The organism is Acinetobacter towneri (genome assembly GCF_001758345.1).
Lineage (GTDB): Bacteria > Pseudomonadota > Gammaproteobacteria > Pseudomonadales > Moraxellaceae > Acinetobacter > Acinetobacter towneri_A.
This window is the reverse complement of record NZ_MKQS01000001.1, coordinates 292,811-317,720: the sequence shown is the minus strand read 5'-3', so window position 1 is coordinate 317,720 and position 24,910 is coordinate 292,811. Positions and strand designations below refer to the sequence as shown.

Here is a 24,910-nt window from a genome sequence, read left to right as displayed (position 1 = left end):
TAAAAGGGCATAGAACAATCTTCTAAACCCTATGTATGTTATATTTAAACTTGTGCTGCTTGGAAATATTTTAAGCGGAGCGCATTACCCAACACAAACACTGAAGATAACGCCATCGCACCCGCAGCAAAAATAGGCGAGAGCAAAATACCTGCAAACGGATACAGAGAGCCCGCAGCAATTGGAATCAAGGCAATATTATAAATAAATGCCCAAAATAGATTTTGACGAATATTGCGGATGGTGGCTTTACTCAAAGCAATTGCATTGGGCACACCTTGTAAATTGCCCGACATCAATACAACTTCGGCTGCTTCAATCGCAACATCTGTACCTGTCCCAATCGCAATTCCAACATCGGCTTGTGCCAAAGCAGGGGCATCATTAATGCCATCGCCCACAAAAGCCACACGTCCAAATTGCTGTTGTAATTCACGTACAACATCAACCTTTCCTTCAGGTAAAACTTCGGCTACCACATGATCAATCTGTAAACGTGCAGCAATCGCCTGAGCCGTATGTCGGTTATCTCCCGTAATCATCGCCACTTTTAAACCCAGTTGATGCAACGCTGCAATAGCAGCAAAAGTCGTGTCTTTAATTGGGTCTGCAACGGCAACAATGGCTGCCAGTTGTTGATCAATCGCCATATAAATTGGTGTTTTGCCTTCTTGTCCTAAACGTGCAGCTTCTGCATTAAAAGCGCTAACATCTAGCCCAATTTGTTGCATATAACGGTCTGCACCAATCTGAATACGTTGACCATTCACCATTGCTTCAATACCTGAACCTGTGATGCTGTCAAATTCGGTCACAGGCAGTAAACTGACTTGCTTTTCTGTTGCAGCTTGCACAATCGCCAATGCAATGGGATGCTCAGACTTTGCTTCAACTGATGCCAAAAGTGCAAAAACTCGATCTGTATCAAAACCCGATTGCACATGAAAATCGGTTAATGTCGGTTTGCCTTCGGTGAGCGTTCCTGTTTTATCCACCGCGACCACTTTAACCTCTTGCAACAGCTGCAAAGCTTCACCTTTACGAAACAGCACCCCCATTTCTGCGCCACGACCTGTTCCCACCATAATTGAAGTCGGTGTGGCTAAACCCATTGCACATGGGCAGGCAATAATTAGAACAGCGACTGCATTGACTAAACCAAAGGTCAGGGCAGGTTCTGGTCCAAAAATAAACCAGACCATAAAAGTAAKGGTAGCCAATAACATCACGGCAGGTACAAACCACATGGTCACTTTATCTACCAATGCTTGAATGGGTAATTTAGAACCTTGTGCTTGTTCAACCATGCGAATAATTTGCGCCAACACCGAAGCTTCACCAATCGCGGTGGCACGAATATTCAGTGTGCCATTTTGGTTGATGGTGCCACCTACAACTTGATCGCCTGCTTGTTTGGCTACAGGAACAGGTTCACCCGTAATCATTGACTCATCTATATAACTATGACCTTCGATCACTTCACCATCTACAGGAATGCGCTCACCTGGGCGGATTTCAACAATGGTATTGGAACTCACTTCTGCCACAGGTACTTCAATAATTTGACCATCCCGATGAATACGCGCAGTTTTAGCTTGCAGGCCAATTAAATACTGAATGGCTTGAGATGTGCGCCCTTTGGCTTTGGCTTCAAAATAGCGACCCAGCAAAATTAAACTGACAATCACTGCCGCAGCCTCATAATAAACATTCACTGTGCCTTCGGGTAAAAGCTGGGGCATAAATGTCGCCACCAATGAAAAACTGTAAGCAGCCAAAGTTCCCACAGCCACCAAAGAGTTCATATCAGGCGCAAAACGAAACAGCGCAGGAATCCCTTTTTGATAAAAACGGCGTCCAGGTAAAAGCAGTACCAATGTGGTTAAAGCAAATTGAATTAACCAGCTTTGTTGTTGTCCAATATTGTGCATCACCCACATGTGAAAGGCGGGAATCATGTGTGAGCCCATTTCCAGAATAAATACAGGCAAGGCTAAAATCAGTGAAATTACTAAATCACGTTTCAGTTGTTGCTGTTCCAGATTCTTTTTATCGTGTTGTTCGTTAGCGTCGTGTTGCAGCAGTTTGGCGTCATAACCTGCTTTTTGAATCGCTCGAATCAGGTCTTGGCTAGAAACTGTGGCATTCGGTTGAATCCATGCGCGTTCAGTCGCCAAATTGACATTGGCTTGTTCTACACCAGGCACTTTCTTTAAGGCTTTTTCGACACGTGTTACACACGAGGCACAAGTCATGCCATCAATAGACAGTTCGATTGGTTGAATGGCAGCTACATCATAACCTGCACGTTGCACTGCCTTAATGAGCAGTGCACGGTCTAAAGGTTGCGATGCGTGAATCAGTGCTTTTTCTGTTGCAAGATTCACTTCAGCTTTTTCTACACCATCGACTTTTTTTAAGGCTTTTTCGACACGCCCGACACATGAGGCACAGGTCATGCCTTCTATAGACAAAGTTTCCTGATAGGGAGAGGTATTTGGGTGTTTTGCGTCCATGGTCGTCTCTATAATTTGGAGCATGTGTTTAGCATATAGATTGACACGATGGTAAGGTCAAGTAAATTTTAACCCAAAATAGGCTTGACCTTGCCAGCATGGTAAGCTTTAAACTACAGTTCAACAAATGCAGAAATGTGGAGTTCTTAATGAAACTATTGATTGAAAATATGACTTGTGGCGGTTGTGCACGTGGTGTCACGGCAACCATTCAAGATGTTGATCCTGCTGCAAAAGTTGAAGTCGATTTAGCGACTAAAATTGTGACTGTGGAAAGCACTGCAACAGTAGATCAAATTACCGCTGCATTGGCTGAAGATGGTTTTCCTGCACAAGTTCAATAAAATTGCATCATCTATGAGCCCCAAGGTGTGAGCTTATAGCTAAGGTCAATTGGTCAACTGACGATTGACCTATTTTTTTGTCTAGTGACTTTAATGTGATTCAATCAATACGTTTTATCAAGAAGATGCTCAACCATGCCAATCAGAAGCTGAGATTTTCTAACTTCAAGCTGAGTTTCATTCATTCAGGGCTGAAATCTGCTGAATGAACTATGTGCTGTCCTCTAAAATGTACTCTTCAATATTTATCGGAATAAAAATATTTTTTGGTTTTAACTTGTTGTTATTGAAATATTTATTTTAATTTTTAAATTTAAGTGATAACAGAAAAACCATCATTTTTAGATGTTCTGCTGCTTGCTTTAAATTAAGGTGAATAAAATTCACTTTAGGTTGAGGTTAAATCATTTTTATTCACTTGGTCGTTCCAGTATATATACCCTCATTCAGAAATTTTAACTTTTTAAATTTGGGTAGTAGATCATCATGACAAAGCCATTCACCTGTTCAATTAAACGCATTCGTTTTGACGAAAACTATGAACCTGCTAACAGCACGCGTTTAACCACTAACTTTGCAAATTTAGCGCGTGGTGAAAGCCGTCATGAAAATTTACGCAGAACCTTAGCGATGATCAATAATCGTTTTAACTCGCTCGCATCTTGCGATAACCCGAAAGGTGATCGTTATTCGCTTGAAATTGACATCATTTCTGCAGAAATTGATATTGAAGGAAACGGCAAAACTTTCCCATTCATTGAAATGCTAAAAAGTACGATCACAGATCATCAAACAAATGAACGCATTGAAGGCATGATTGGTAACAGTTTTTCTTCTTATGTCCGCGATTATGACTTTAGTGTGGTATTGCCTGCATTCGGCTGTAAAGTGAATGAAAAGCCTGAAAGTTTTGGCGATTTACACGGTAAGCTTTATCAGCATTTGGTCAGTTCAGCAGTGTTTCAAACTGAGTTTCAAAAACAACCAGTGATTTGCCTGAGCGTATCAACCACGAAAACTTATTACCGCACAACCAATGTGCATCCTGTTTTAGGTACAGAATATAAAAATGATGAATATTCACGTACCGATGACTACTTTGAAAAAATGGGTTTAACCGTGCGTTATTTCAAACCTGAAAATAGCAATGCACCGCTTGCGTTCTATTTCTCTGGTGATTTACTGCGTGATTACACAGATTTTGAGCTGATCAGTGCCATCAGCACCATGGAAAGCTTCCAGAAAATTTACCGTCCTGAAATTTATAACACCAACTCACCTGCAGGCGAGGTCTATCAGCCAAGTTTGAATTATCAGGATTATTCATTGACCCAAGTTGTGTATGACCGAGTTGAGCGTGCTCAGTTGGCAGTGAAGCAGGGTAAATGGACTGAAGAAAACTTTATCAAGCCTTATCAAGACATTCTTGAACAATGGGCTGCTAATTTCGTACCGCCGCATGCTGCTAATCAAGAACGTGTTGCTTAACTTAAAATACAGATAGAAGATTCAAAATGACTATTTTATTACCGACATCAACGGCTGGCAGTTTACCTAAACCTTCGTGGCTGGCAGAACCTGAAAAGCTTTGGTCGGCTTGGAAATTAACAGGGCAAGAATTACTGGACGCAAAACAAGATGCGCTACGTCTATCACTGCATGAACAACAGCAAGCAGGGATTGATATTGTGAGTGATGGGGAACAAACCCGCCAGCATTTTGTTACCACTTTTATTGAACACCTTGAAGGTGTCGATTTTGAGAAACGTGAAACAGTCAAAATTCGTGATCGTTATGATGCCAGTGTCCCTTCTGTGGTGGGTGCAGTTTCTCGGCAAAAACCAGTATTTGTCGAAGATGCCAAATTCTTGCGTTCACTGACAGATCAACCTATTAAATGGGCGCTGCCTGGCCCTATGACCATGATTGATACTTTATACGATGCACACTACAAGAGCCGTGAAAAGTTGGCATGGGAATTTGCCAAAATCCTGAATCAGGAAGCGCGTGAACTTGAAGCTGCAGGAGTAGACATCATTCAGTTTGATGAACCTGCGTTTAACGTGTTTTTTGATGAAGTGAATGACTGGGGCGTGGCAACATTAGAGCGTGCTTTAGAAGGTTTGAAATGTGAAACGGCCGTGCATATTTGCTATGGTTATGGCATTAAAGCCAATACTGATTGGAAAAAAACACTCGGCTCAGAATGGCGTCAATACGAAGCAGTTTTCCCAAAATTACAGCAATCAAATTTGGATATTATCTCACTCGAATGTCACAACTCACGTGTTCCGATGGATTTGCTTGAACTTATCCGTGGTAAAAAGGTGATGGTGGGTGCGATTGATGTCGCAACGAATACGATTGAAACAGCCGATGAAGTTGCAGATACATTGCGCAAAGCATTGCAATTTGTCGATGCTGACAAGTTGTACCCATCGACTAACTGTGGAATGGCACCATTGAGTCGTCAGGTTGCACGAGGCAAGTTACAGGCTTTGGCTGCTGGTACGAAGATTATTCGCCAAGAATTATCTAGTTAAGCGTTCGATCAGGCGAAGTGAATTCAAGCCAAGTGAATTTAAGTTAAGTGAATCAGGGATGCTTTTTCAGGCAAAAAGCATCCTTTGAACTTTCTAAAAAAGTTGAGTGTTGGAATACGGTGATGGTTAAAGCAACAGACTTCAAAAATGCAATGTCTTTCTTATCAAGTGCAGTCAATGTAGTGACGACAATGGGAGATGCAGGACGTCATGGTTTTACTGCATCTGCGGTATGTAGCGTGACAGATACACCGCCAACATTATTGGTGTGTATGAATAAATCATCGCGTTCACATCTCAGTTTTTTAGAGAATAAAGTGCTGTGTGTGAATGTGCTGAATGCAGAACAAGAACACCTTGCCAATTCGTTTGCCTCATCAAAATTAAGCTCAGATGAGCGTTTTAAGCTGGCGGAATGGGGTGCTTTAGAAACGGGTGCTCCTATATTAAAAAATGCATTAGTGAGCTTTGATTGTGAAATTTCGCAAATTCAAGAAGTCGGAACGCATACTATTTTTATTTGCCCAATTGTTGCCATTCAAAAAAATCAACAAGATCAGGCGTTGGTTTATTTTAATCGTCACTATCATCAAGTTGGTGAAACTGAGTTTGTTTAATTCGCTATAAAATATTGCAATATGCGATAATCAGTTTATACTTGATTTATAGCAAAATGCGATAAAATATTATGCATGTGATCACCCACGCTAGAATTATAGAGGCAATGCACAAGTGGCCACAGGCTGAAACAGCACTCGATGGTTGGTATCGAATTATTAAGGCAAATGATCCGAAAGACTTTGCCGAAATGAAGCAGTTATTTCCAGCAGTTGATAAAGTTGGAAAGTTTCATGTATTCGATATTGGTGGGAATAAGATTCGACTTATTGCTGTTGTGATGTATCAGGCAAAGCGTGTGTATATTCGTCATGTGTTATCCCATAAAGAATATGACAAAGGTCATTGGAAGGAGGATTAGTATGAACGCAATGATTAAACAGGCTGTAGATCACTGGCACTACGTTGCTCCTTTGCTGAGTAAACCAGAAAATGAAAAAGATTTTCATGCACTTGTCGAGGCTTTAGATGAGCTTTTAGATATTGTTGGTGATGATGAAACGCATCCTTTAATGGGGCTGATTCATCAACTCGGTGACTTGGTTTCTGTTTATGAAAATGAACACCTGCCTATTCCTCATGGAGATGGTCGTGCTGCTTTAGCTTTTTTGATGGCGCAACATGGATTAGGTCAATCTGACTTGGCAGAGGTTGCAACTCAATCTGTGATTTCGGAGATTTTAAGTGGCAAACGCCAGTTGAATATTCGTCATATTAAAGCGCTGTCTGAGCGGTTTAAGGTTTCTGCTGATACATTTTTCTAAACGATTTTATATTTTTTAGACATTTTATTTTTAGATATTTAAAAATAAATAGCTCCGAAGATGCCGCTGCATGTCGTTACCCTGAACCCGAAAAAGTTCAAGGCGGACGCGACGCATACTTGCTGGGTTTCCCATACGAGATGGGCATACGCTCTAAATATGCAGAACACAATCCTAAGATTTAAGTATCGGCAGGGATATAGACTCGCTGGCGAACACCTCAGAGTTAGAATTAGTATAACCCATCTCAGTTGCTTGGCAACTCATGTTCACGAATTAACTGTAAAGATAGAGCTTGTTTGCATAGCCTTTATGCAAACTTAAGTCAAAAAAACGACACTTAAGTAAGGGCTTCAACTTCTTGCAAAATGGTGCTGAGTAAACGCTCACAATGCTCATAATGCTGCAAAGATTTATTCATAGAAAGAACCTCTTGCATCAACTCTAAAGCCACCACAATAATCAGTTTGCTCGGTTCCATATTGGGCGCTTTACGACGAAACTCATCATAGCGTTCATTCAATAATTGTGCTGCACGCTCTAAATCTTCTCTTTTTTCTTCAGTTGTGGCTAAACGGAAACTATGTCCTAAAACACGTAAATCAATTGGAATTTGAACTGACATATTAACCTTCCTCGCTCACTTCGGCAGGGTGGGCAAGTTGTTGAATTTCTTGCGCATGATGATCTTGAGCTGTACCTAAAATTGCAAGACGCTGAATAATAGCTTCAACTTTGGCTTTGGCATGCTCATTTTTTTGTAACAATCTTTCACGTTCTTGTTTGAGTGTCTGAATTTCATGCTGATTCATACGCTGATCATTCAGCATTTTTTCTTTCAGAATGCGTAATTCATTGCGCTCAGCCAAAATTTCCTGAAAGCGGTTTTTCAAATCAGTACAGCTTTTTTCCAAACGACTGTAACGGTCTGCCAGTGCTGTCGCATCTTGGTTTAACTGCTGAAATTGCGCCTGAGTGCTGCTTAATTGCTCAGTCAGATTCTCAATTTCATCTTGCTTGGCAGTAATAATGCTGTTTCTTTGCACAATTTGTGCATGATGCTGTTCCTCAGCAGTTTGCTTGGCTGTGCTGAGGGCGGTATTTTCACTTTCATAATGATCAATTCGTGTTTTTAAAACACCAATATGCGCTTGTAGACGCTGTAATTCTTCTAACATATCGTGGTCGCACAGTATTGCAAACAAAGGTAATATATACGAAGTATAGAGATTGGATAAACGAATGCAAGACGATATTTCAGGTTGGTCGGAATGGTTCCGCAATTTTTCTAACATTGAAGAAATTTCAAGCCCAAGTGAGTTACATGGCTTGCTGACAGGTATAGTTTGTGTGACAAATGCACCAACTGAAACCGAGTGGCAGCAGATTTTAGAAACCCTCAATGTGCCAGAATTAGAGCCAGCCGCACTGTCACTTTTAACCGATGAATCGGAAGATGTCGCACATGCTTTGTCTGAAGATGAGTTAGATTATCTGCCGTTATTGCCAGATGATGAACATCTTTTACAAGAACGTGTGCAAGCTTTGGCAGATTGGTGTGCAGGCGTTGTGCTTGGTTTTGGTTTGGCTTCTGGGCATATTCGTTCAGATGAAATTGAACTGATTGAGCATTTACAAGATGTTGCTGCGGTTGAATTTGAAGATTCAGACAATGACGAAGAAGGCGAAGAAAGCTATCAGGAATTGTATGAATTTGTACGTTTGATTCCTGTGAGTTTATCTGTTGGGCGTAAAAAAGTACCAGTAGAAGAAAGCTCTTTATTGCAAAACTTACATGCTAAGTCGCGTCAACAAACTGCACAAACCACACAAAACGCAAGTGCTGTTGTTGAAATGTTTACGCCACACCGTCCGAGTTAATCGGGCGTTGTGTGCCTAAGTATGTCGGTGTAAGGTGCTTTAAGTCATTACAACAATCATATTTTCATCATTTTATATATGTAGACCGTATTTATGAAAAAACTGACTCAAGTCGAATTTAAAGAACGTCGTGATCAACTTGCAGAACTGATGGGGCCCAATAGTGTCGCAATTATTGCAACCAGTCCTGTGGCAATGCGTAATCGTGATGCAGATTATAAATATCGTGCCGACAGCAGTTTTTTCTATTTAACAGGTTTTGCTGAACCTGAAGCAGTTGCGGTGATTGAAACCTATGAATCAATTGATGAAGGTTATACCTACACGTTGTTCTGCCGTGAACGTAACCGTGAAATGGAAATCTGGAATGGTTATCGCGCAGGTTTAGAAGGTGCAATTGAGCTGTTTGAGGCAGATGAGTCTTTTGCAATTGCGCAATTAGATGCAGAAATCATCGCCAAAATTGTCAATAAAGACACGTTGTATTATCGTTTAGGGCAGCAGCCTGAATTTGATGTACGTGTTGCGGCATGGAACCAACAAGCCGATGCACAACATCGTCAAGGCAATACTGCACCTGCTAAAATTGTTCAGTTAGATCGTTTGCTGGATAAAATGCGTTTGCATAAAACTGAGTCTGAATTGGAGTTGATGCAAATTGCCTCAAATATTAGTGCAGAAGCGCATATTCGTGCTATGCAAACAGTAAAAGTAGGCATGATGGAATATGAGCTAGAAGCTGAACTGAATTATATTTTTGGTAAAAATGGCTGCGTACCTGCCTATAACAGTATTGTCGGTGGTGGTGAAAATGCCTGCATTTTGCATTATGTCGAAAATGACAAAGTGCTTAAAGATGGCGATTTAGTCCTGATAGATGCTGCCTGTGAATATCAGTGCTATGCCTCAGATATTACCCGTACTTTTCCCGTGAATGGTCAATTCAGTCCAGAACAAAAAGCACTGTATAACATTGTATTGGATGCGCAAATTGCAGCAATTGAAGCTGTACAAATTGGTAACTCCTATAAAGAACCACACCATGTTGCGGTGCGTATTTTGGTGCAAGGTTTGCTTGATCTAGGCATTATGCAGGGCAATTTAGAAGAAATTATTGCTTCGGAAAGTTATCGCCAGTTTTATATGCACGGTACAGGGCATTGGTTGGGCATGGATGTGCATGATGTCGGCAGCTATAAACACGGTGAAGACTGGCGTGTTTATGAAGAAGGTATGGTGGTGACCGTTGAACCGGGTCTATACATTGCACCCGATGATGAAACGGTAGATGCTAAATGGCGTGGTATAGGTATCCGTATTGAAGATGATATTGTTGCGACTGCGAACGGGCCATTGAATCTGACTTCAAAAGTGGTGAAAACCGTAGAAGAGATTGAAGCATTGATGGCAAAAGCTAAATCTGCTTAATTGGGTCTAATCAAAGCTGGTCAAGTGATCAGCTTTTTTATTAGAAAGCGCGTGTAAATTTTGAGTATGTAAATAATTTTTAGTCTTTGATCCGCTTTTTTGCTTCATCATAAACAATGTTATCAGCACGCTTTCCAACGGTAATGAGCAAAATAACGACCTGATCATCTTTGACCTGATAAATAAGTCGGACACCCGCTTTTAATAATTTGATTTTATAGCAGCCAGCAAGATCACCTTTAAGCATGTTCTTTGGAATATGTGGCTGCTCAATGACTTTGGCTAATTTTTTCTTGAATTGGTCGCGGATAGCACTCGGAAGCTTTTCCCATTCTGCAGTGAAGTCCTTGTGACGTAAAAGATTATAAGTCATCTAATGTGACTTCCTCGAACATCTCTTTAGGATCATTCATGCGTTTACGGACAAGTGCCAATAGTTCAGCATCTTCTTCTGAAAGCAACGCTTTCTGTACTGGAAGCTTTCCAGTCGTTGCCACATATTCAAGAATATTGGTAAAGAAATCGGTAGGTGAGATACCTTGTTCTTTAAGGATTGAATAAGATTTTTCTTTAAGGGCTTCATCGACCCTGAAATTAACAGTAGCCATCACTTCTCTCAGTTATTGAATGTATGGAAATATTGTAATGCAATATGCATTACAAAGATAGTTTGTATAATAACCATTATGTGAGATCATTTTTATCGTTGAGCTTATTCTAAAATCAATCATCAGCCATCAATAATACTAAGTATTGAATTTATCTTCTCTTGTGTCATACATGGCTCGGAGCAAGAAGATGAGGGACTAATAATTATAGTTTGAATTGGACATTTGCAAGAAGTCTAATCATCTTCCATAGCTTCAATACTAATTCATTATAAAAATAAATGACTTTGCGGTAAGATAAAATCCATTACAGATTATACGTATTTCGATTGAATCTTTTGAAGTCGAATACCTCATAAAAAGGATCAAGGCATGCAACAAGAAGTGATCATTGTAGGCGGTGGTATGGTCGGGCTAAGCTTAGCCTTGATGTTGGCTAAGTCAAACATTGCAGTGAAGTTGCTAGAAGCGATTCAATACCCCAATTATGATGATGCCAACCTTGCGCCGTATCACTCCAGTTTTGATGCACGTAACAGTGCCTTGTCGCGTCGCAGCGTACAAATTTACCAAGAGCTAGGTTTATGGGATGCCTTGCAAGAACATGCTACGCCTATTTTAGAAGTTCAAATTACCGAACAAGGTAGTTTTGGCAAGGCACGTTTATTGGCCGAACAAGAAAAAGTCGAAAGCTTTGGTCAGGTGATTGAAAATGCATGGTTAGGTCGGGTGTTACTGACCGAAGTGCGTAAACAACCTTTGATTGAATTGATTGATGGTGTACAGGTCACCAGTCTTAAACAAGATACAGATTTTGCCTATATTGAAGCCGTTCGTGGTCAGGAACAATTACAGCTTGCTGCCAAACTACTGATTGCTGCCGATGGTCGTGATTCTTTCTGCCGTAAAGCCTTGGGCATCGGTGCATCGGAACATGATTATGACCAAGTGGCGATAGTGACGACAGTACAAACCTCCAAACCGCATGCACATGTCGGCTTTGAGCGTTTTAGCCATTTAGGGCCTTTGGCATTGTTACCACTACCAGGTGAATATCGCCGTTCTGTGGTGTGGCCTGTACCAAAAGGTACAGAACATGAATGGATAGGCGATGAAAATGATCAACACTTTTTAAATGCCTTGCAACAAGCCTATGGTGATCGTGCAGGGAAATTTGAAAAAACAGGACGTCGTTTTAGTTTTCCATTATCACAAGTTCTGGCGGAAAAACAGGCGGTTGGTCGCGTTGTACTGATGGGCAATGCAGCCCATACCATTCACCCAGTCGCAGGGCAAGGGTTTAACCTGTGTATGCGAGATGCATATGTCTTATTGCGTTATCTCACCGAACAGGCGGCTCAGTCAGGAGATTTAGGTGATGCTACAATGCTGCGTGACTATGAACAATCGCGTTTGAAAGATCAGCAGCGAGTCATCAAATTCTGTGACAGTGTCGTACGAGGATTTAGCAATCAAAACCCAATCCTGAAATTTATGCGCAATACAGGCTTAGTCGCGTTTGATACTATTCCAGGCATTAAACCTTTGGTCGCCAACTATGCCATGGGGTTAAAAGCATGAGCACAGCAAATCAACAAACTCAAGTTTTAGATGTCGTCATTATTGGTGGGGGCTTGGTGGGGGGCTTAACTGCACTCTTGTTGGCACAAGGCGGTGTGCAGGCGACGGTTTTAGATGCGGCACCTATTTTAGATGCAGAGAAAACTCTTGCAGTTGCCAATCCGCGTGTATTGGCTTTAAGTCAAGCAACCATCCACTTGTTAAAAACAGTTGATGTCTGGTCTAAACTGGCGCGACACATGCCGTATAGCGGCATGCAAGTGTGGAATAAAAATGGCTATGGCGAAATTAATTTTGGGGTAAGTGCCGCACGTACACCCGCCATTGAGCATGCTCTGGGGTCAATGGTTGAGCCAAGTATATTAAATCTAGCGATTCAGCAACAAATGTTACAACAAGTGCATGATTATCGCACTCAAGTCAAAGTGACGCGTTTAGAACGCGGTGTTGATGTTTGGCATATTCATTTAGCCGATGGTACGCAATTACAGACCAAATTGGTGATTGGGGCAGATGGTGCCAACTCCTTTGTGCGCGAACAAGCCTATATTGATTTTGATGTGCTGGATTATCGTCAGGCAGGTTTAACCTGTGCAATTCGTACTGCACAGCCGCATCAGCATGTTGCACGTCAAATTTTCTTAGAAACAGGTCCTTTGGCCTATTTACCGATGGCGAGTTTACAAGCAGAACAGGAAGGGCATTGGCAGTCGATTGTTTGGACTTTACCTGATGATTATGCCGAAGAATATGCCAAGCTCAATGATGCCGACTTTAGCCAGCTTTTGACTCGTGAAAGTCATCATATGCTTGGAGAAGTCTTAGAGGCAACCCCGCGTGCTATTTTTCCACTGAAAGCACGTGCAGCGCAGCGCTATGTGCAAGATGGTCTGGCACTTATTGGTGATGCCGCGCATGTGATTCATCCACTTGCAGGGCAAGGGGTGAATATTGGTTGTCTGGATGCGGCTGTACTGTGTGATGTATTGTTACACGATTTCAAACGTGGCGTTTGGGCGCATGAGCAGACCTTAAAGCGTTATGAGCATCGCCGTAAAGGACAAAATGATGCCATGATGCATAGCATGTCTGCGATTGGCTGGATGGAAACCACCACTTTATTCCCGGTGGTGTGGGCACGTAACTTTGGTTTGAAACAGGTAGAACAGCAGCCTGCGTTAAAAGATGCCTTCATGGCACAAGCCAATGGATTAAGTCTACTTAAAGACACACGCTACGCCGTTTAAGCAAAACAGTCGTTTTTTGTACGGTCATACATACGTTATTACCAATTTGATTAAAAAAGATACGTTTTTTTTAATCTAGACTCTATGCGAAAGGTCAAGAGATTGCTAAATTTCATCGTAATTCATAACCAGTTTTCACTTGGACTAAATTGAAGTCATTTGTGGGGAGATTAAGATGACGGACATGAACGATTACGATGATGTAGAAGATTCAACTGTTGACGAAGATGAAGCGAAAGCTGCCGAAAAAGGCGCTGCAGATTCAGAAGAAAGCGCTGCAGATGGAGATTTAGCAGAAGCAGAAACACTCACCGTAACTGCCAAACTGAAACAGCGTCAGGCATTGGAAGATGAAGTTGCTGCATTCTTGGCACGTGGTGGAAAAATTACCGAAGTACCACCAGATGAGTCTGCACGCGACTAATCTGTTGAACGTATTTGCTAATTGCGTTGATTGAATTTATTCGTTGAACTGTTGAGTGGGTCTAGCGGAGTGCTGATTATGTAGGCTACTCTAATGCTTATCACTTCAACATAAAAAAAGCATCACCTTGCATAAAGTGTGATGCTTTTTTATGCGTGATGATTGTCATTATCTTTATTGATCAACAGGCTTATTCAGCTGCTTGGCTTAACTCCAAGGCACGTTGATAGGCAATTTTCTTTTTAATTCCTGTTAAGTCAGCAGCCAATTGTGATGCTGCTTTTACCGATAAATCTTGCAATAAACGCTGCAATAGCTGATCTAATTTTTCTTGTTCAAGGTCTTTTTCTTCGCTCGCTCCACCCACCACCAATACAATTTCACCTTTTTGTTGATGATGATCTGCTGCGATAAATTCAAGCAATTCGCCCAAAGTCATCTTTTTAATGGTTTCAAAGGTTTTGGTAATTTCACGGGCAAAGCCAACAGGACGGTCTGCACCAAATACGCCCGCCATATCTTTGACCGAATCTAAAATTCGATGCGGTGCTTCATAAAAAATCAGGGTTTGGGTTTCATCTTTTAGCTTTTCAAGTTGCTGTAATCGCTGTGATTGTTTAGACGCGAGAAATCCCTGAAAACTAAAGCGATCACTGGGTAAACCAACTGCACTTAGCGCTGCAATGGCTGCACATGCACCGGGTACTGGAATCACACGGATACCATTGGCTTGTGCTGCACGAACCAATTTAAAACCTGGGTCGCTAATCAGTGGCGTACCTGCATCGCTAATGAGCGCAATATCTTCGCCATTGAGTAATTTTTGGACTAAAATATCAATCTTGTTACTTTCGTTGTGTTCATGGCAGGCTGTAAGCGGAGTTGAAATATTAAAATGTTTCATTAATTGTGCAGAGGTGCGGGTATCTTCAGCAGCAATTAGGCTGACCGATTTGAGCACATCAATTGCACGGTAGCTCATATCATCTAAGTGACCAATTGGGGTAGCAACAACAAATAACTGGGCACTCATTGAGTTTTCTCCGTGGGAAATAACAAACTAAAATAAAAAAAGATCAAACACGAAACAACGGCAGTATTGGCTTGCGTCTGATGCAAGTTACAGACCAAACGCGTATTCTACCTGAATTGCAGTCTGACGTGTGAAACTCGCGTCATTTCACCTCAGTGAATACTATGACTGATCAGCATAACAAAATAAAAATTGGATATAACATGAATCAAAAAACACTCCAGCAAAACATTGGCACATGGGCAGAGCAGGCGGCTTGGCAATATTTACAACAACATGGCTGGCGCATGTTGGAGCAGAATTATCACAGTGCTTTTGGTGAAATAGACGGTATTTTTATTCAAGCAGAACAACTGATATTTGTAGAAGTTAAAGCGCGTTCACAAACTGGCTATGGCAAAGCCTATGAAGTGGTGTCTACATCTAAGCAGCGTAAAATTATGAAAACCGCCCTGCAGTTTTTAACAAAATATCCACACTATTCAGAATATTATTGTCGTTTTGATGTGATTTGCTTTGATTTTTCTCGGCAATTTGCAAAAACAGTACAGCAAGACTTTTCCAAATACCCGTATGATTTGCAATGGATTGAAAATGCTTTTACTTTTGATGCAGACTTGATTAATCTTTGAGTGAAATTTAAAGCAAAAGCATCAGTCGGTGTATTGTTGATCGTGCAAATCTAAGGATGAAATGCACAGCACAAGCCAGAATTGAAAGAAAATAATAGGAGTCTTGCTGAGTGTTCAATCGTATTGCAGTGACCTTGCTGTGTGTAGCAAGTTTATCGGGTTGTGCAAGTTTTATTTCAAGTGGTACAGGCACTGCGCCAGTGGGTACAGAAAGTGGTGCACGCTCACTTGGGCAAGTGTTTATAGATAATTCTATTGAACGTACTGCAAAAATTAATTTATATAAATTGGATTCACGTTTTAAACAATCGCGTGTCAATATAGAAAGTTTTCATGGCAATGTGTTGTTGACAGGGCAAGTGCCTGACGCGCATTTAAAACAGTTGGCAGAAGACAATGTGCGTGCCATGAGTGATGTAAAAACCATCCATAACTATATTACAGTGGGTAATCAAATCAGTTATAGCACTATTATGCAGGACACTACGGTCACTGCAAATACACGCGGCTTGATTATGAAAGCGCCTGTAGTGTCAGACAGCAAAGTGCGTATTCATACCGAAGATGGCGTGTTGTATGTGATGGGACGTTTAAACAATGCGGAATCGCAGGATTTAAACCAAGTGCTACAGCAAGTAGGTAATGTCACTAAAATTATTACCTTAATTGATAATATTGAGCTACGACCAAGCAATAACGCGAACTTTGTAAGTCCAATGGTTGCTCCAGAAACACAAACGCCTGTCGCGATTGACCCAGATCAGGTTGAACCGACGCATGTTCAATAATGTGGAACACTTGTTTAAACAACTAAATAAAACTTTAGAACAGGCGAAACGTATTTATGAAGAATTTCGCCTGTATGATTTGGGTAGCTATGCGCTGAACCGTTTAACGCCACGTCAGGGTTATACCGTTCAAAGCAATATTGCTTATGGTTTACGCGCACGGCATCGTTTGGATTTGTACCGCACCATAACACCACGCCCACAGCGTCCACTCATTGTGTTTGTGCATGGTGGGTCATGGTCACATGGCGATAAGCAAGATTATCGTTTTGTGGGCGAAGCTTTTGCAAAAGAAGGCTTTGATGTCGCGGTGATGAACTATCAGCTCGCGCCACAACATATTTTTCCCACCTATATTGACGATTTAACCCTTGCGTTGAATTACTTGACTCAGCAGCAACATAAACTGGGTATTGCCACTGCACAGGTGGTGTTGATGGGACATTCTGCTGGGGCATTTAATGTGATGTCTTTGTTGTACCATCCACAGCCGTATGCTTTAAGATGTAAAGATCACATCCGCGCCATTATCGGCTTAGCTGGGCCTTATCATTTTGATTATAAGGATGATCCGCTATGTGCCGATGCCTTTGATCAAGAGGTGCCATATCAGGATGTGATGCCGTATTATTTTGTGGAGTCGAATTCAGTCAAACACTATTTATTGGTGGCAGAAAAAGATCAAATTGTGGGTGCAAATAATGCCACAGACTTCGATCACGTGCTAAAGAAATATGGCAATCACAGCGAAATTATTGTCATTCCAAAAACAGGCCATGTCAGTGTCATGGCATCGGTGTCGAGTCTGTTTAGCCGTTTCTTTGCAACTAAACGCCAAATATTGCGTGCTTTAGATCAGGCGCTTAAAGATAGCTGATGTTGATTGATCTTTCACTGAAAATAGTCATAAAAAACCGTTGCAGCTTGTGGCTTGCAACGGTTTTTTATATGTCAGATCATGAATTATAAGACTTATAGCCAAGCTTTGGTGTCATCTGCCACAGGTGTGCCTTGAGTCACATGCATAATCATGGCATGGGCGATACTGCCTTTAAATGGAATATCAGGCAGTTGATCAAACTTAAAGAACTGCGCATCACGAATTTCTTCTTCCTGTAACTGAATTTCACCGCCTGCATATTCAGCTTTAAATGCGATCATTAAGTTACTTGGAAAAGGCCATGGCTGGCTGGCAAGATACTGAATATTTTTAAGCTGCAAACCCACTTCTTCAAAAGTCTCACGACGCACGGCTTCTTCAAGTGTTTCACCCACTTCCACAAAGCCTGCGATTAAACCGTAAACTGGCAATTTATTGCTTGAATGACGTGCCAATAAAACTTCATCTTTACCACGGGTAATCACGGTAATGACACAGGGATTTACGCGCGGATATTGGTGATAGCCACAAGCAGGGCAGACCATAGCGTATTGTTTCGCATGGACTTCGGTTTTATGACCGCAATGGCTGCAGAATTTATGATTGCGACGCCATTCGAGTAACTGAATAGCACGGCTGGCTTGTTCAAACTGCTGCGTGTTCCAGACTTGTAAAAGTTGTCGGATTGGAACCAGTTGAAATCCCTCAGGTATAGATTCATTGTCAAGCAGATCTCGGGCAATCACTTGATCACCCGAGCTAAAACTTAAATCACTTGCCAGCTTTTCTACACGTGGTAATTGGAAGTTTTCATCGACTAAAAGCTGTTGTCGCTGAAATATATATGCAAGTGAGAGTTCAGTCATTGTGCTACAGTTTTCAATTTTTCACTACTGTCCAATGCTACCTTAAACATGCTGTGTAGAACAGGCTGTTTGTTCTTTAAATTGTCAATCAGCATGTCTGCGCTCGCAAGTGAATCCAAGATGTGATTGACTTGCTCTAGCGTTAAGTGCTGACATGCTTCAACTTGTGCATGCACAAAATCTGCAGATACTTTCAGTGCTTTTTGACCATTTTCAGCATTTAAGAACAGCATAGCCCCTGCAACTTCACGAATTTGTGCAGAAGTATGCTCTAAATCTGCAACGTTTTGATTTTCTAGGTGTAGTGTTAGTGTTTGCGTGATGAGGTCAATCAGTAACTTGGTTTCATTCAGTAAGGCTTCATGTGCTTCATCTAAACGATCTAGCGAAATATTCATGTTATTCACGCGTAATTGTAAACGGCTAGAAGTGTGATGACGCTCCAACACACCAATAGAGTTCATCGCCGATAAAATCACGTTCATTAATTGCTGAGCAAAGTTTTCATCTTTAAGCAATTCAGGTCGACTTAAAGATTCTGCTTGACGTTGCAGATCAATTTGCGCTTCATTTAAGTTCAGCACTTTAAATAAATTGGCTAACTCGTTTAATTTGCTTTGCAATTCCCGTGTTTTTTCAGGACTCATGTTTTGATAGTTGTATTCGATGTCATTGCGAATTTGTGTCATTTCAGTGGTCACTAAATTGCTAATGGTATGCATGGTGTCAAAGTCTGGACCATACAAATGACGGCTGAATACTTGTAACTGTGTATCGGTGAGTAGGTCGTCACCTAAATTGATTTGACTGCGAATATGTTGAGAAACTTCATCTTCCTGACTAATGCACAAGCTTAAAACATTGGCAAGGTCAGTGAGGTTTACTTCAAAGCTTTCTGGCGCTGCAAAGTATTGACGCATATTGTGCTCAATACCAATAAAAGTACGCAAACGTGGCTCATTCAACAACAAGTTATCAATATGGTTAAAGGCAACGTGTACTAAGCCCCAATATTGCTGACTAGGATGGTTTGCTGCCAAGCCTGCTAAATATGTTCCTACTAATTTGATTGCTTGAAGATCCATTACAGATTCTTCTTGCTTGAGCAGTTTATGTAATGACAGCTTATATAAGCGATGCACATAAGCCGACTTTTCTAAAGAAGGCACTTGCGGCAATTGGAAACTTGGAGTGATGCAGTCCAGTAAAGTTTCGATATGCTGCCCTTCTTGAGTCAACGGTTTCCCCAATGCTAATTCTAAACGGTTTAAAGTATCGAGCAGAAATTGTGGAATTTTAACTTCACGTAGGCAAATGAACTCAATATAACGCTTGAGCATGGTGGTGCCTTCGCTAAGTGCAATCACTTCCTGCGTGTTGATATTGCTTGGGTTCCCCATAATTTTACGCATGAGCTCTGCTGAGTATTGCGCAATTTTTGCCAAGCTTTCCATATCAATTAAGGCTAAAACCTGAGCACACTGTTCAAATTGATCAAGTGCATCATCAATCCCAAAAGGCAAAGTTTGATCTTCAGCTAAGGTACTTACTGCGGATTCAACCAATTTGATAGAATTATCAACCTCATTTTTTATTATCAGCAAGGCAGTTGGATCAAAATGTATAGAGGTTTGGTAAGACATGGATCTGCACCTTTCCTAGAGTTTTATCTGTTTGTTGGTTCTTTGCAAAATACACAAAGTCCTATTTGCTTTAACTATAACTGAACTGGCAAATCTTTAAATACATAAAATTACAAAACTTGTCGATTTTATTTGGCAAATAAACAAGGTTTACCGTGTTTTTCTTCGAATTGTTTGATCCAGTTCTCATGTGCAGCCAATTCTTCTTCAGATGGCAGAATGACAGCAAGATCAATATCAATACTTAAACGATCACTTTGACGTTGCTGTTCTTCGCTTGCAGACAGGGCATCCATATCAAAGGCGACTTGTCCCCCGGTCATTGCTAAGTAAACGTCGGCTAGAATTTCAGCATCCAGTAATGCCCCATGGAAGGTACGGTCACGTGCAGGAATTTCATAGCGTCTAACTAAAGCATCGAGTGAGTTTTTTTGCCCAGGGTGTTTGCTTTTTGCCATCAGCAATGAGTCCGTTACGGTACACACGTCTGATAAATTGCCCAAACCTGCACGACTGAACTCCATATCCAAGAAGTTCATATCGAAGGTAGCGTTGTGCGCGATAATTTCTGCACCTTTAAGATATTGATACAGCACATCAGCAATTTCGGCAAACTTGGGTTTGTCTTTTAAGAACTCATCTGAAATACCGTGAATGTTTTCTGATTCACCGACCAGTTTCTCAGGCTGAATATAAATGTGGATAGAGCTGCCCGTGAGTTTACGGTTAATCATTTCCAGTGCACCGACTTCAATAATTCGGTCACCATCTTGATAGTAAAAACCTGTGGTTTCGGTATCAAGAATCAGTTGGCGCGGGCCGTGTAGCTGCATTGTGGCAGGAGTGACCACAATATGCGGATGCGATTGAGTTGTGTTCACTGCGTCAACGCGAGCTGATGGATTGGTTTTTTCTACTTCAGCTTCGTCTGTGATTGTTAATTCAGTTGCAGGCAAGTTATCTGCTGTTTCAAGTTCCGTCTCAGTTGTCTGATGAGTTTCCTGAAGCGTATTTTGCATATCTTCTGTTTCAGCCTCGGCATCAGCGCCCATTAAATCAAAACCAAAGGGGTCATCTAACAACCAGTCAGATTCGGTTTTTTTTTTATCATGTTCTGTGGTGTCTGCTGTCGATGTGACTAAGGTTGCGCTGAGGGTTGGGTTTGAGTCTCCAGTTTTCAACATTTTGCTGACTTGATCTGCACCCACATTGGCGAGTTGATCTGCCATTTCATTGCCCGCATGTCCTGCATGACCTTTAATCCAGTTCCATTCAATTTCACGACCTTGACAGACCGCATCTAGTTTTTGCCAGAGATCAGGATTTTTGACATCTTTCCAGTTTTTCTTTTTCCAGCCGTGAATCCACTCGGTAATGCCTTGTTTGACGTAATTGGAGTCAGTCCAAATAATCAGCTTGGCATCCATTGGGCAAAATAAAATGCCTTCAATCGCTGCAGTCAATTCCATACGGTTATTGGTGGTTTGAGCTTCGCCACCATATAATTTATGTTCTGCTTGTTCAGTAACAATATACGCACCCCAGCCACCCAAGCCAGGATTACCACGACAAGCACCATCAACATATAATGTGATTGTTTGAGACATAAATCAGATCCGCAGGTTGTGCAAAATAAATCGAAATAAAAAGCTATTGTATATCGCAAATTCAGTTTAGACGTGTAAATCCTATCTATTTTTTAATTTCTTGTAACATTTATAGACGAAACGCGCTAAATTAATGCCTTGTGTCGTTGTCTAGCTCTACTACAATGGCAAGTCTAAAAAATAATTTATATACGAGTTGTTTGGATTTTTTTATGTATAAACCAACCACGCGCATGTGGCAGCCGACTTTACCTTCATTTTTTAAAATTACAGTTTTAGGTTCAGCATTAGCTGCCCTTGGTTTGATGACGGGTTGTAGCTCGACGCAAGGTGCGAGCAAGCCACTCACTTCAAGTCAGGTCGGGTCGGGTTATTTAGATGCCAGTACTTTAGATGGGCTGGAAGATTTACTCTCTGCAACAGATATGCGCGCGGTAGAAGGTGACCGTTTATTAATTTTAAAACACGGTGATGTCTGGAAGCGTATGACCGTTGGTTTCAAAATGGATTTAAACCATTGGAATCCACGTATTGAAGCGCAGCGAGGCTGGTTTATTTCACGTCAGCCCTATTTGGATCGTTTAAGTGCGCGTGCTTCACGTTATTTGTATCACACAGTTAAAGAAGCTGAACGTCGTGGCTTGCCAACTGAATTGGCGTTGTTACCTGTCATCGAAAGTTCTTATGACCCTGCCGCGACCAGTAGCGCAGCTGCCGCAGGTTTATGGCAGTTCATTCCAAGTACGGGGCGTATTTACGGCTTAAAACAAACTTCAATGTACGATGGTCGCCGTGATGTCGTAGAGTCGACTCGTGCTGCCTATGAATTTTTGGGCAGTTTGTATAATCAGTTTGGTTCTTGGGAATTGGCATTGGCAGCTTATAACGCAGGCCCAGGTCGTATTCAACAAGCCATTAACCGCAATAAAGCTGCAGGTTTACCAACCGATTATTGGTCTTTAAAACTACCGCAAGAAACCATGAACTATGTGCCGCGTTTCTTGGCGGTGGCACAAATTATTAAAAGTCCACATGCTTATGGTGTGTCTTTACCGCCAATTGCCAACCGTCCACACTTCCGTGAAATTAATGTAGGTGCGGTAAATTTAAATGATGTGGCCAATATTACAGGGCTAAGTCGTGCCGAATTGTATTCGCTTAACCCAGGACATCGTGGGGATCGGATTGACAGCCAAAGTCCAATGCGTATTTTGATTCCTGCAGATTTAAGTCCGACAGTCGATGCACGATTGAAAAAACTCCAAGGTGGTAGCGGTTTATTGGCAAGTAATAACAGCAATACCCCATCGTTTTCATCTTCTGGTGTGACCATTACACCGTCTAAATCTGAACCACCTGCGTTAACGACCAGTACCACAACCAAAACGACTACAAGCAAACCTGCAGCATCTGTGGCAGTCACGACTAGCACTAAGCCAAGCACAGTATCGACCACAGCCAGTGTTTCAAAACCAGCAACGACTACGCCTGCACGTTTGTCACGTACCCCACAAGGTTCGGACGCTTTAGCAGCCTTTGCTGCAGGTAGCGATATTCCAAGTGCACCGCGTATTCCTGTTGCTGTTACACCTGCTGCCAATATTCAGCCTGTGCGGATTGAACCACCAATTTCCAATACTGAGCGCGAGCAAATTCTTGCAGCAGTACAGGCTGAAGGTAGCAATAAAACTGTAGAAGAAGTATTGCAACCTGTGGCTTCTAAGGCAGAACAAGAACAACTTGTGGCAGAGTTGAAACAAATTGCGCCTCAAGGCACTGAAATTGTCGATCCATACGATGGCAAAATTAAGCTGACCGCTATTCAGACCAGTCTGTCTGTTGCAGAGCAGCAAGGTAAAGAATTAACCAAAGGTTTTGCTTACCCGAAAAGTGTGGCAGAAAATACGCGCCTAGATTCAGAAGAAGCAAAGCGTAACCAAGGTAAGAATTATGTGCGTACGGAGTCTGAAGTGGTGGTCGTACCACCAAAAGGCAAACGTACCACGTACACCGTGTTAGCGGGGGACACCTTGGCCAGTATTGCCATGAAAAATGGCTTGAACTGGCGTGATATTGCCAAGTGGAACCAAATTGCTCCGGATGCAACTTTGTATGTGGGCACCAGTATTTATTTATACGATGCCAAGCCACAAGTACAGGCAGAGCCTGCTAAGCCAAAAACCATGCCAGAGCAGTACGTGGTGCAAGCCAATGACACCTTAACAGGTGTTGCCAGTCAGTTTGGTTTAACAGTAAAACAATTGGCAGACTTGAATAATTTAAGCACCACAAGTGGTTTATTTGTAGGCCAGCGCCTAAGTTTAAAAGAAACGGCAGCATCTAAAGCCAAAGCAGAAGCCGACAAAAAAGCTGCAGAACAGGCTGCAAAAATAGCAACCAAAACTTACGTGGTGAAGCGCGKCGAATATTTAAAACTGATTGCAGACCGTTATGCCTTGTCTAATCAGGAATTGGCCGATTTAACCCCAGGATTAAACGCGAACAGTAGCTTATTGGTTGGGCAGCGTATTAATGTGCCTGTGAATGAAGTGACCGCACAAAAAACGGAAGCGAGCAAAGCTGACGCCAGTAAGTCAGAAACAAAAGCAGCAGAGCCAAACTATCCGACTGAAAACTACCAAGTACAGCGTGGCGATACTTTATCGAGCATTGCCAACCAAGCCAAAATTTCTTTGGCTGAATTGGCCAATTTAAACAATTTGACCACTCAAAGTGGGGTACGCATTGGTCAAACCCTTAAAGTACCAGCAGGTGTTAATGTACCTGAGCGTTATACGGTACAACGTGGCGATACCTTATCGGCGATTTCGACAAAATATAATCTCAGCCAAGACTATATTGCAGACTTAAACAATCTAAGCCGTAACAGCGGTTTAAGAGCAGGTCAAAGTTTGAAACTGATGGGTGATGCTGCTGAGAAAAAAGTCCAAGTTGAAGCGGTGGCTGAAACGACCAATGACATTCACGTGGTAAAAGCAGGTGAAACTTTAAGCAGTATCGCCCGCCAATATAAATTGCAATTGAATTATTTGGCAGAGTTGAATGACCTTTCACGTACTGCCAATGTACGCATCGGGCAACGCTTAAAAGTCGATGCCAGTGCTGCAAAGAATGAAGTAAAAACTGAGGTCGTAAGTGCTGCGAAAAGCAGCAGTAGCAAAGCCACCGAAGCCTATACCGTTAAAAGTGGTGAGTCTTTAAATTCGATTGCCAACCGTGTGGGTGTGTCGGTTACAGAATTGGCAAGTTTAAATAAATTAACACCACGTTCTGGTTTACGCATTGGACAAAGCATTCAAGTTCCAAAAAACGTGACTGAATATAAAGTGAAACGTGGGGATACGCTGATTGACTTAGCCAGTCGCTATGGCATCGACACTAAAGCATTGGCAGATTTAAATGACATGCAGCCAAACACCCAATTGCGTATTGGCGATATGATTAAAGTCCCGAATCTGTAAAGTTTAATCCTGAGGATACGGTGTT

24 protein-coding genes and 1 other RNA gene are annotated in these 24,910 nt (G+C 41.8%); 15 read left to right on the top strand and 10 right to left on the bottom strand.

What is annotated here, in order from left to right:
- Positions 1-44: 44 nt before the first annotated feature.
- Positions 45-2,516: a heavy metal translocating P-type ATPase gene (locus BJN41_RS01420; protein WP_070152473.1), complete on the bottom strand. Its 2,472-nt coding sequence runs from the start codon at positions 2,514-2,516 to the stop codon at positions 45-47.
- Positions 2,517-2,665: 149 nt separating this feature from the next.
- Here BJN41_RS01420 and BJN41_RS01415 point away from each other — a divergent pair, with 149 nt between their 5' ends.
- The 6 genes from BJN41_RS01415 to BJN41_RS01390 all read left to right on the top strand — a co-directional run bounded on the left by BJN41_RS01415 (position 2,666) and on the right by BJN41_RS01390 (position 6,785).
- The gene (locus BJN41_RS01415) at positions 2,666-2,860 is read left to right on the top strand and encodes a heavy-metal-associated domain-containing protein (protein WP_070152470.1); all 195 of its coding nucleotides are present in this window, start codon (positions 2,666-2,668) and stop codon (positions 2,858-2,860) included.
- Positions 2,861-3,346: 486 nt separating this feature from the next.
- Positions 3,347-4,348 carry a putative oxygenase MesX gene (locus BJN41_RS01410; RefSeq protein WP_070152467.1) on the top strand — a complete coding sequence of 334 codons (1,002 nt, stop codon included), beginning with the start codon at positions 3,347-3,349 and terminating at the stop codon, positions 4,346-4,348.
- Positions 4,349-4,374: 26 nt separating this feature from the next.
- Positions 4,375-5,403, top strand: coding sequence for a methionine synthase (locus BJN41_RS01405; RefSeq protein WP_070152464.1), 1,029 nt, complete (start codon positions 4,375-4,377; stop codon positions 5,401-5,403).
- Positions 5,404-5,525: 122 nt separating this feature from the next.
- On the top strand, positions 5,526-6,020 hold the full coding sequence (locus BJN41_RS01400; RefSeq protein WP_070152461.1) for a flavin reductase: 495 nt from the start codon (positions 5,526-5,528) through the stop codon (positions 6,018-6,020).
- Between the two features lie 71 nt (positions 6,021-6,091).
- Positions 6,092-6,382: a type II toxin-antitoxin system HigB family toxin gene (locus BJN41_RS01395; protein WP_019836372.1), complete on the top strand. Its 291-nt coding sequence runs from the start codon at positions 6,092-6,094 to the stop codon at positions 6,380-6,382.
- 1 nt (position 6,383) lies between these two features.
- Positions 6,384-6,785, top strand: coding sequence for a helix-turn-helix domain-containing protein (locus tag BJN41_RS01390; RefSeq protein ID WP_004970519.1), 402 nt, complete (start codon positions 6,384-6,386; stop codon positions 6,783-6,785).
- Positions 6,786-6,832: 47 nt separating this feature from the next.
- Here the strand turns inward: BJN41_RS01390 and ssrS are convergent.
- The 3 genes from ssrS to BJN41_RS01375 all read right to left on the bottom strand — a co-directional run bounded on the left by ssrS (position 6,833) and on the right by BJN41_RS01375 (position 7,963).
- A non-coding RNA gene (gene ssrS, locus BJN41_RS01385) (6S RNA) lies at positions 6,833-7,015 on the bottom strand.
- Between the two features lie 110 nt (positions 7,016-7,125).
- Positions 7,126-7,410 (bottom strand): cell division protein ZapA, encoded by a 285-nt coding sequence (locus BJN41_RS01380; protein ID WP_004970518.1) that lies wholly within the window; start codon positions 7,408-7,410, stop codon positions 7,126-7,128.
- Between the two features lies 1 nt (position 7,411).
- Positions 7,412-7,963: a hypothetical protein gene (locus BJN41_RS01375; protein WP_019836370.1), complete on the bottom strand. Its 552-nt coding sequence runs from the start codon at positions 7,961-7,963 to the stop codon at positions 7,412-7,414.
- 64 nt (positions 7,964-8,027) lie between these two features.
- Between BJN41_RS01375 and BJN41_RS01370 the strand changes: the two genes are divergently transcribed.
- Positions 8,028-8,666 carry a UPF0149 family protein gene (locus BJN41_RS01370; RefSeq protein ID WP_004970514.1) on the top strand — a complete coding sequence of 213 codons (639 nt, stop codon included), beginning with the start codon at positions 8,028-8,030 and terminating at the stop codon, positions 8,664-8,666.
- 93 nt (positions 8,667-8,759) lie between these two features.
- Entirely contained in the window at positions 8,760-10,094 is a 1,335-nt protein-coding gene (pepP, locus tag BJN41_RS01365; protein ID WP_070152458.1) for a Xaa-Pro aminopeptidase, read from the top strand.
- Positions 10,095-10,173: 79 nt separating this feature from the next.
- Here the strand turns inward: pepP and BJN41_RS01360 are convergent, their stop codons facing one another.
- Both BJN41_RS01360 and BJN41_RS01355 read right to left on the bottom strand, forming a co-directional pair.
- Positions 10,174-10,467, bottom strand: coding sequence for a type II toxin-antitoxin system RelE family toxin (locus BJN41_RS01360; RefSeq protein WP_004970510.1), 294 nt, complete (start codon positions 10,465-10,467; stop codon positions 10,174-10,176).
- On the bottom strand, positions 10,457-10,702 hold the full coding sequence (locus BJN41_RS01355) for a type II toxin-antitoxin system RelB/DinJ family antitoxin (protein ID WP_004970507.1): 246 nt from the start codon (positions 10,700-10,702) through the stop codon (positions 10,457-10,459). The genes BJN41_RS01360 and BJN41_RS01355 overlap by 11 nt, the downstream gene beginning before the upstream one ends.
- A gap of 372 nt (positions 10,703-11,074) precedes the next feature.
- On the opposite strand from BJN41_RS01355, the gene ubiH reads away from it, so the two are divergent.
- From ubiH to BJN41_RS01340, 3 genes are all read left to right on the top strand, one after another.
- Positions 11,075-12,283, top strand: coding sequence for a 2-octaprenyl-6-methoxyphenyl hydroxylase (gene ubiH, locus BJN41_RS01350; RefSeq protein ID WP_070152455.1), 1,209 nt, complete (start codon positions 11,075-11,077; stop codon positions 12,281-12,283).
- Complete coding sequence (locus BJN41_RS01345) at positions 12,280-13,530, top strand: FAD-dependent monooxygenase (protein ID WP_070152452.1); 1,251 nt, start codon at positions 12,280-12,282, stop codon at positions 13,528-13,530. Before ubiH ends, BJN41_RS01345 begins: the two co-directional genes overlap by 4 nt.
- 175 nt (positions 13,531-13,705) lie before the next feature.
- A complete protein-coding gene (locus BJN41_RS01340; RefSeq protein ID WP_019836366.1) occupies positions 13,706-13,954 on the top strand; it encodes a hypothetical protein in 249 nt (82 codons plus the stop codon).
- A gap of 190 nt (positions 13,955-14,144) precedes the next feature.
- On the opposite strand, the gene rsmI is transcribed toward BJN41_RS01340, so the two are convergent.
- Positions 14,145-14,987, bottom strand: coding sequence for a 16S rRNA (cytidine(1402)-2'-O)-methyltransferase (rsmI, locus tag BJN41_RS01335; RefSeq protein WP_070152449.1), 843 nt, complete (start codon positions 14,985-14,987; stop codon positions 14,145-14,147).
- Between the two features lie 203 nt (positions 14,988-15,190).
- Between rsmI and BJN41_RS01330 the strand changes: the two genes are divergently transcribed.
- The 3 genes from BJN41_RS01330 (at position 15,191) to BJN41_RS01320 (ending at position 17,284) form a co-directional block, all read left to right on the top strand.
- Complete coding sequence (locus tag BJN41_RS01330) at positions 15,191-15,619, top strand: YraN family protein (RefSeq protein ID WP_070152446.1); 429 nt, start codon at positions 15,191-15,193, stop codon at positions 15,617-15,619.
- Between the two features lie 110 nt (positions 15,620-15,729).
- The gene (locus BJN41_RS01325) at positions 15,730-16,407 is read left to right on the top strand and encodes a BON domain-containing protein (protein ID WP_070152442.1); all 678 of its coding nucleotides are present in this window, start codon (positions 15,730-15,732) and stop codon (positions 16,405-16,407) included.
- A complete protein-coding gene (locus BJN41_RS01320) occupies positions 16,397-17,284 on the top strand; it encodes an alpha/beta hydrolase (RefSeq protein ID WP_070152438.1) in 888 nt (295 codons plus the stop codon). The genes BJN41_RS01325 and BJN41_RS01320 overlap by 11 nt, the downstream gene beginning before the upstream one ends.
- Positions 17,285-17,379: 95 nt before the next feature.
- On the opposite strand, the gene nudC is transcribed toward BJN41_RS01320, so the two are convergent.
- The 3 genes from nudC to dnaQ form a co-directional block, all read right to left on the bottom strand.
- Positions 17,380-18,153 (bottom strand): NAD(+) diphosphatase, encoded by a 774-nt coding sequence (nudC, locus tag BJN41_RS01315; RefSeq protein ID WP_070152435.1) that lies wholly within the window; start codon positions 18,151-18,153, stop codon positions 17,380-17,382.
- Positions 18,150-19,796 carry a chemotaxis protein gene (locus BJN41_RS01310; RefSeq protein WP_070152432.1) on the bottom strand — a complete coding sequence of 549 codons (1,647 nt, stop codon included), beginning with the start codon at positions 19,794-19,796 and terminating at the stop codon, positions 18,150-18,152. The genes nudC and BJN41_RS01310 overlap by 4 nt, the downstream gene beginning before the upstream one ends.
- Positions 19,797-19,924: 128 nt before the next feature.
- Entirely contained in the window at positions 19,925-21,403 is a 1,479-nt protein-coding gene (gene dnaQ, locus BJN41_RS01305; protein WP_070152430.1) for a DNA polymerase III subunit epsilon, read from the bottom strand.
- Positions 21,404-21,615: 212 nt separating this feature from the next.
- Between dnaQ and BJN41_RS01300 the strand changes: the two genes are divergently transcribed.
- A complete protein-coding gene (locus BJN41_RS01300) occupies positions 21,616-24,885 on the top strand; it encodes a lytic transglycosylase (RefSeq protein WP_070152427.1) in 3,270 nt (1,089 codons plus the stop codon).
- Positions 24,886-24,910: the final 25 nt, after the last annotated feature.

Coding starts and splice junctions, on each gene's coding strand:
- BJN41_RS01415 (WP_070152470.1), top strand. CDS start 2,666: ATGAAACTATTGATTGAAAATATGACTTGTGGCGGTTGTGCACGTGGT.
- BJN41_RS01410 (WP_070152467.1), top strand. CDS start 3,347: ATGACAAAGCCATTCACCTGTTCAATTAAACGCATTCGTTTTGACGAA.
- BJN41_RS01405 (WP_070152464.1), top strand. CDS start 4,375: ATGACTATTTTATTACCGACATCAACGGCTGGCAGTTTACCTAAACCT.
- BJN41_RS01400 (WP_070152461.1), top strand. CDS start 5,526: ATGGTTAAAGCAACAGACTTCAAAAATGCAATGTCTTTCTTATCAAGT.
- BJN41_RS01395 (WP_019836372.1), top strand. CDS start 6,092: ATGCATGTGATCACCCACGCTAGAATTATAGAGGCAATGCACAAGTGG.
- BJN41_RS01390 (WP_004970519.1), top strand. CDS start 6,384: ATGAACGCAATGATTAAACAGGCTGTAGATCACTGGCACTACGTTGCT.
- BJN41_RS01380 (WP_004970518.1), bottom strand. CDS start 7,410: ATGTCAGTTCAAATTCCAATTGATTTACGTGTTTTAGGACATAGTTTC.
- BJN41_RS01375 (WP_019836370.1), bottom strand. CDS start 7,963: ATGTTAGAAGAATTACAGCGTCTACAAGCGCATATTGGTGTTTTAAAA.
- BJN41_RS01370 (WP_004970514.1), top strand. CDS start 8,028: ATGCAAGACGATATTTCAGGTTGGTCGGAATGGTTCCGCAATTTTTCT.
- pepP (WP_070152458.1), top strand. CDS start 8,760: ATGAAAAAACTGACTCAAGTCGAATTTAAAGAACGTCGTGATCAACTT.
- BJN41_RS01360 (WP_004970510.1), bottom strand. CDS start 10,467: ATGACTTATAATCTTTTACGTCACAAGGACTTCACTGCAGAATGGGAA.
- BJN41_RS01355 (WP_004970507.1), bottom strand. CDS start 10,702: ATGGCTACTGTTAATTTCAGGGTCGATGAAGCCCTTAAAGAAAAATCT.
- ubiH (WP_070152455.1), top strand. CDS start 11,075: ATGCAACAAGAAGTGATCATTGTAGGCGGTGGTATGGTCGGGCTAAGC.
- BJN41_RS01345 (WP_070152452.1), top strand. CDS start 12,280: ATGAGCACAGCAAATCAACAAACTCAAGTTTTAGATGTCGTCATTATT.
- BJN41_RS01340 (WP_019836366.1), top strand. CDS start 13,706: ATGACGGACATGAACGATTACGATGATGTAGAAGATTCAACTGTTGAC.
- rsmI (WP_070152449.1), bottom strand. CDS start 14,987: ATGAGTGCCCAGTTATTTGTTGTTGCTACCCCAATTGGTCACTTAGAT.
- BJN41_RS01330 (WP_070152446.1), top strand. CDS start 15,191: ATGAATCAAAAAACACTCCAGCAAAACATTGGCACATGGGCAGAGCAG.
- BJN41_RS01320 (WP_070152438.1), top strand. CDS start 16,397: ATGTTCAATAATGTGGAACACTTGTTTAAACAACTAAATAAAACTTTA.
- nudC (WP_070152435.1), bottom strand. CDS start 18,153: ATGACTGAACTCTCACTTGCATATATATTTCAGCGACAACAGCTTTTA.
- BJN41_RS01310 (WP_070152432.1), bottom strand. CDS start 19,796: ATGTCTTACCAAACCTCTATACATTTTGATCCAACTGCCTTGCTGATA.
- dnaQ (WP_070152430.1), bottom strand. CDS start 21,403: ATGTCTCAAACAATCACATTATATGTTGATGGTGCTTGTCGTGGTAAT.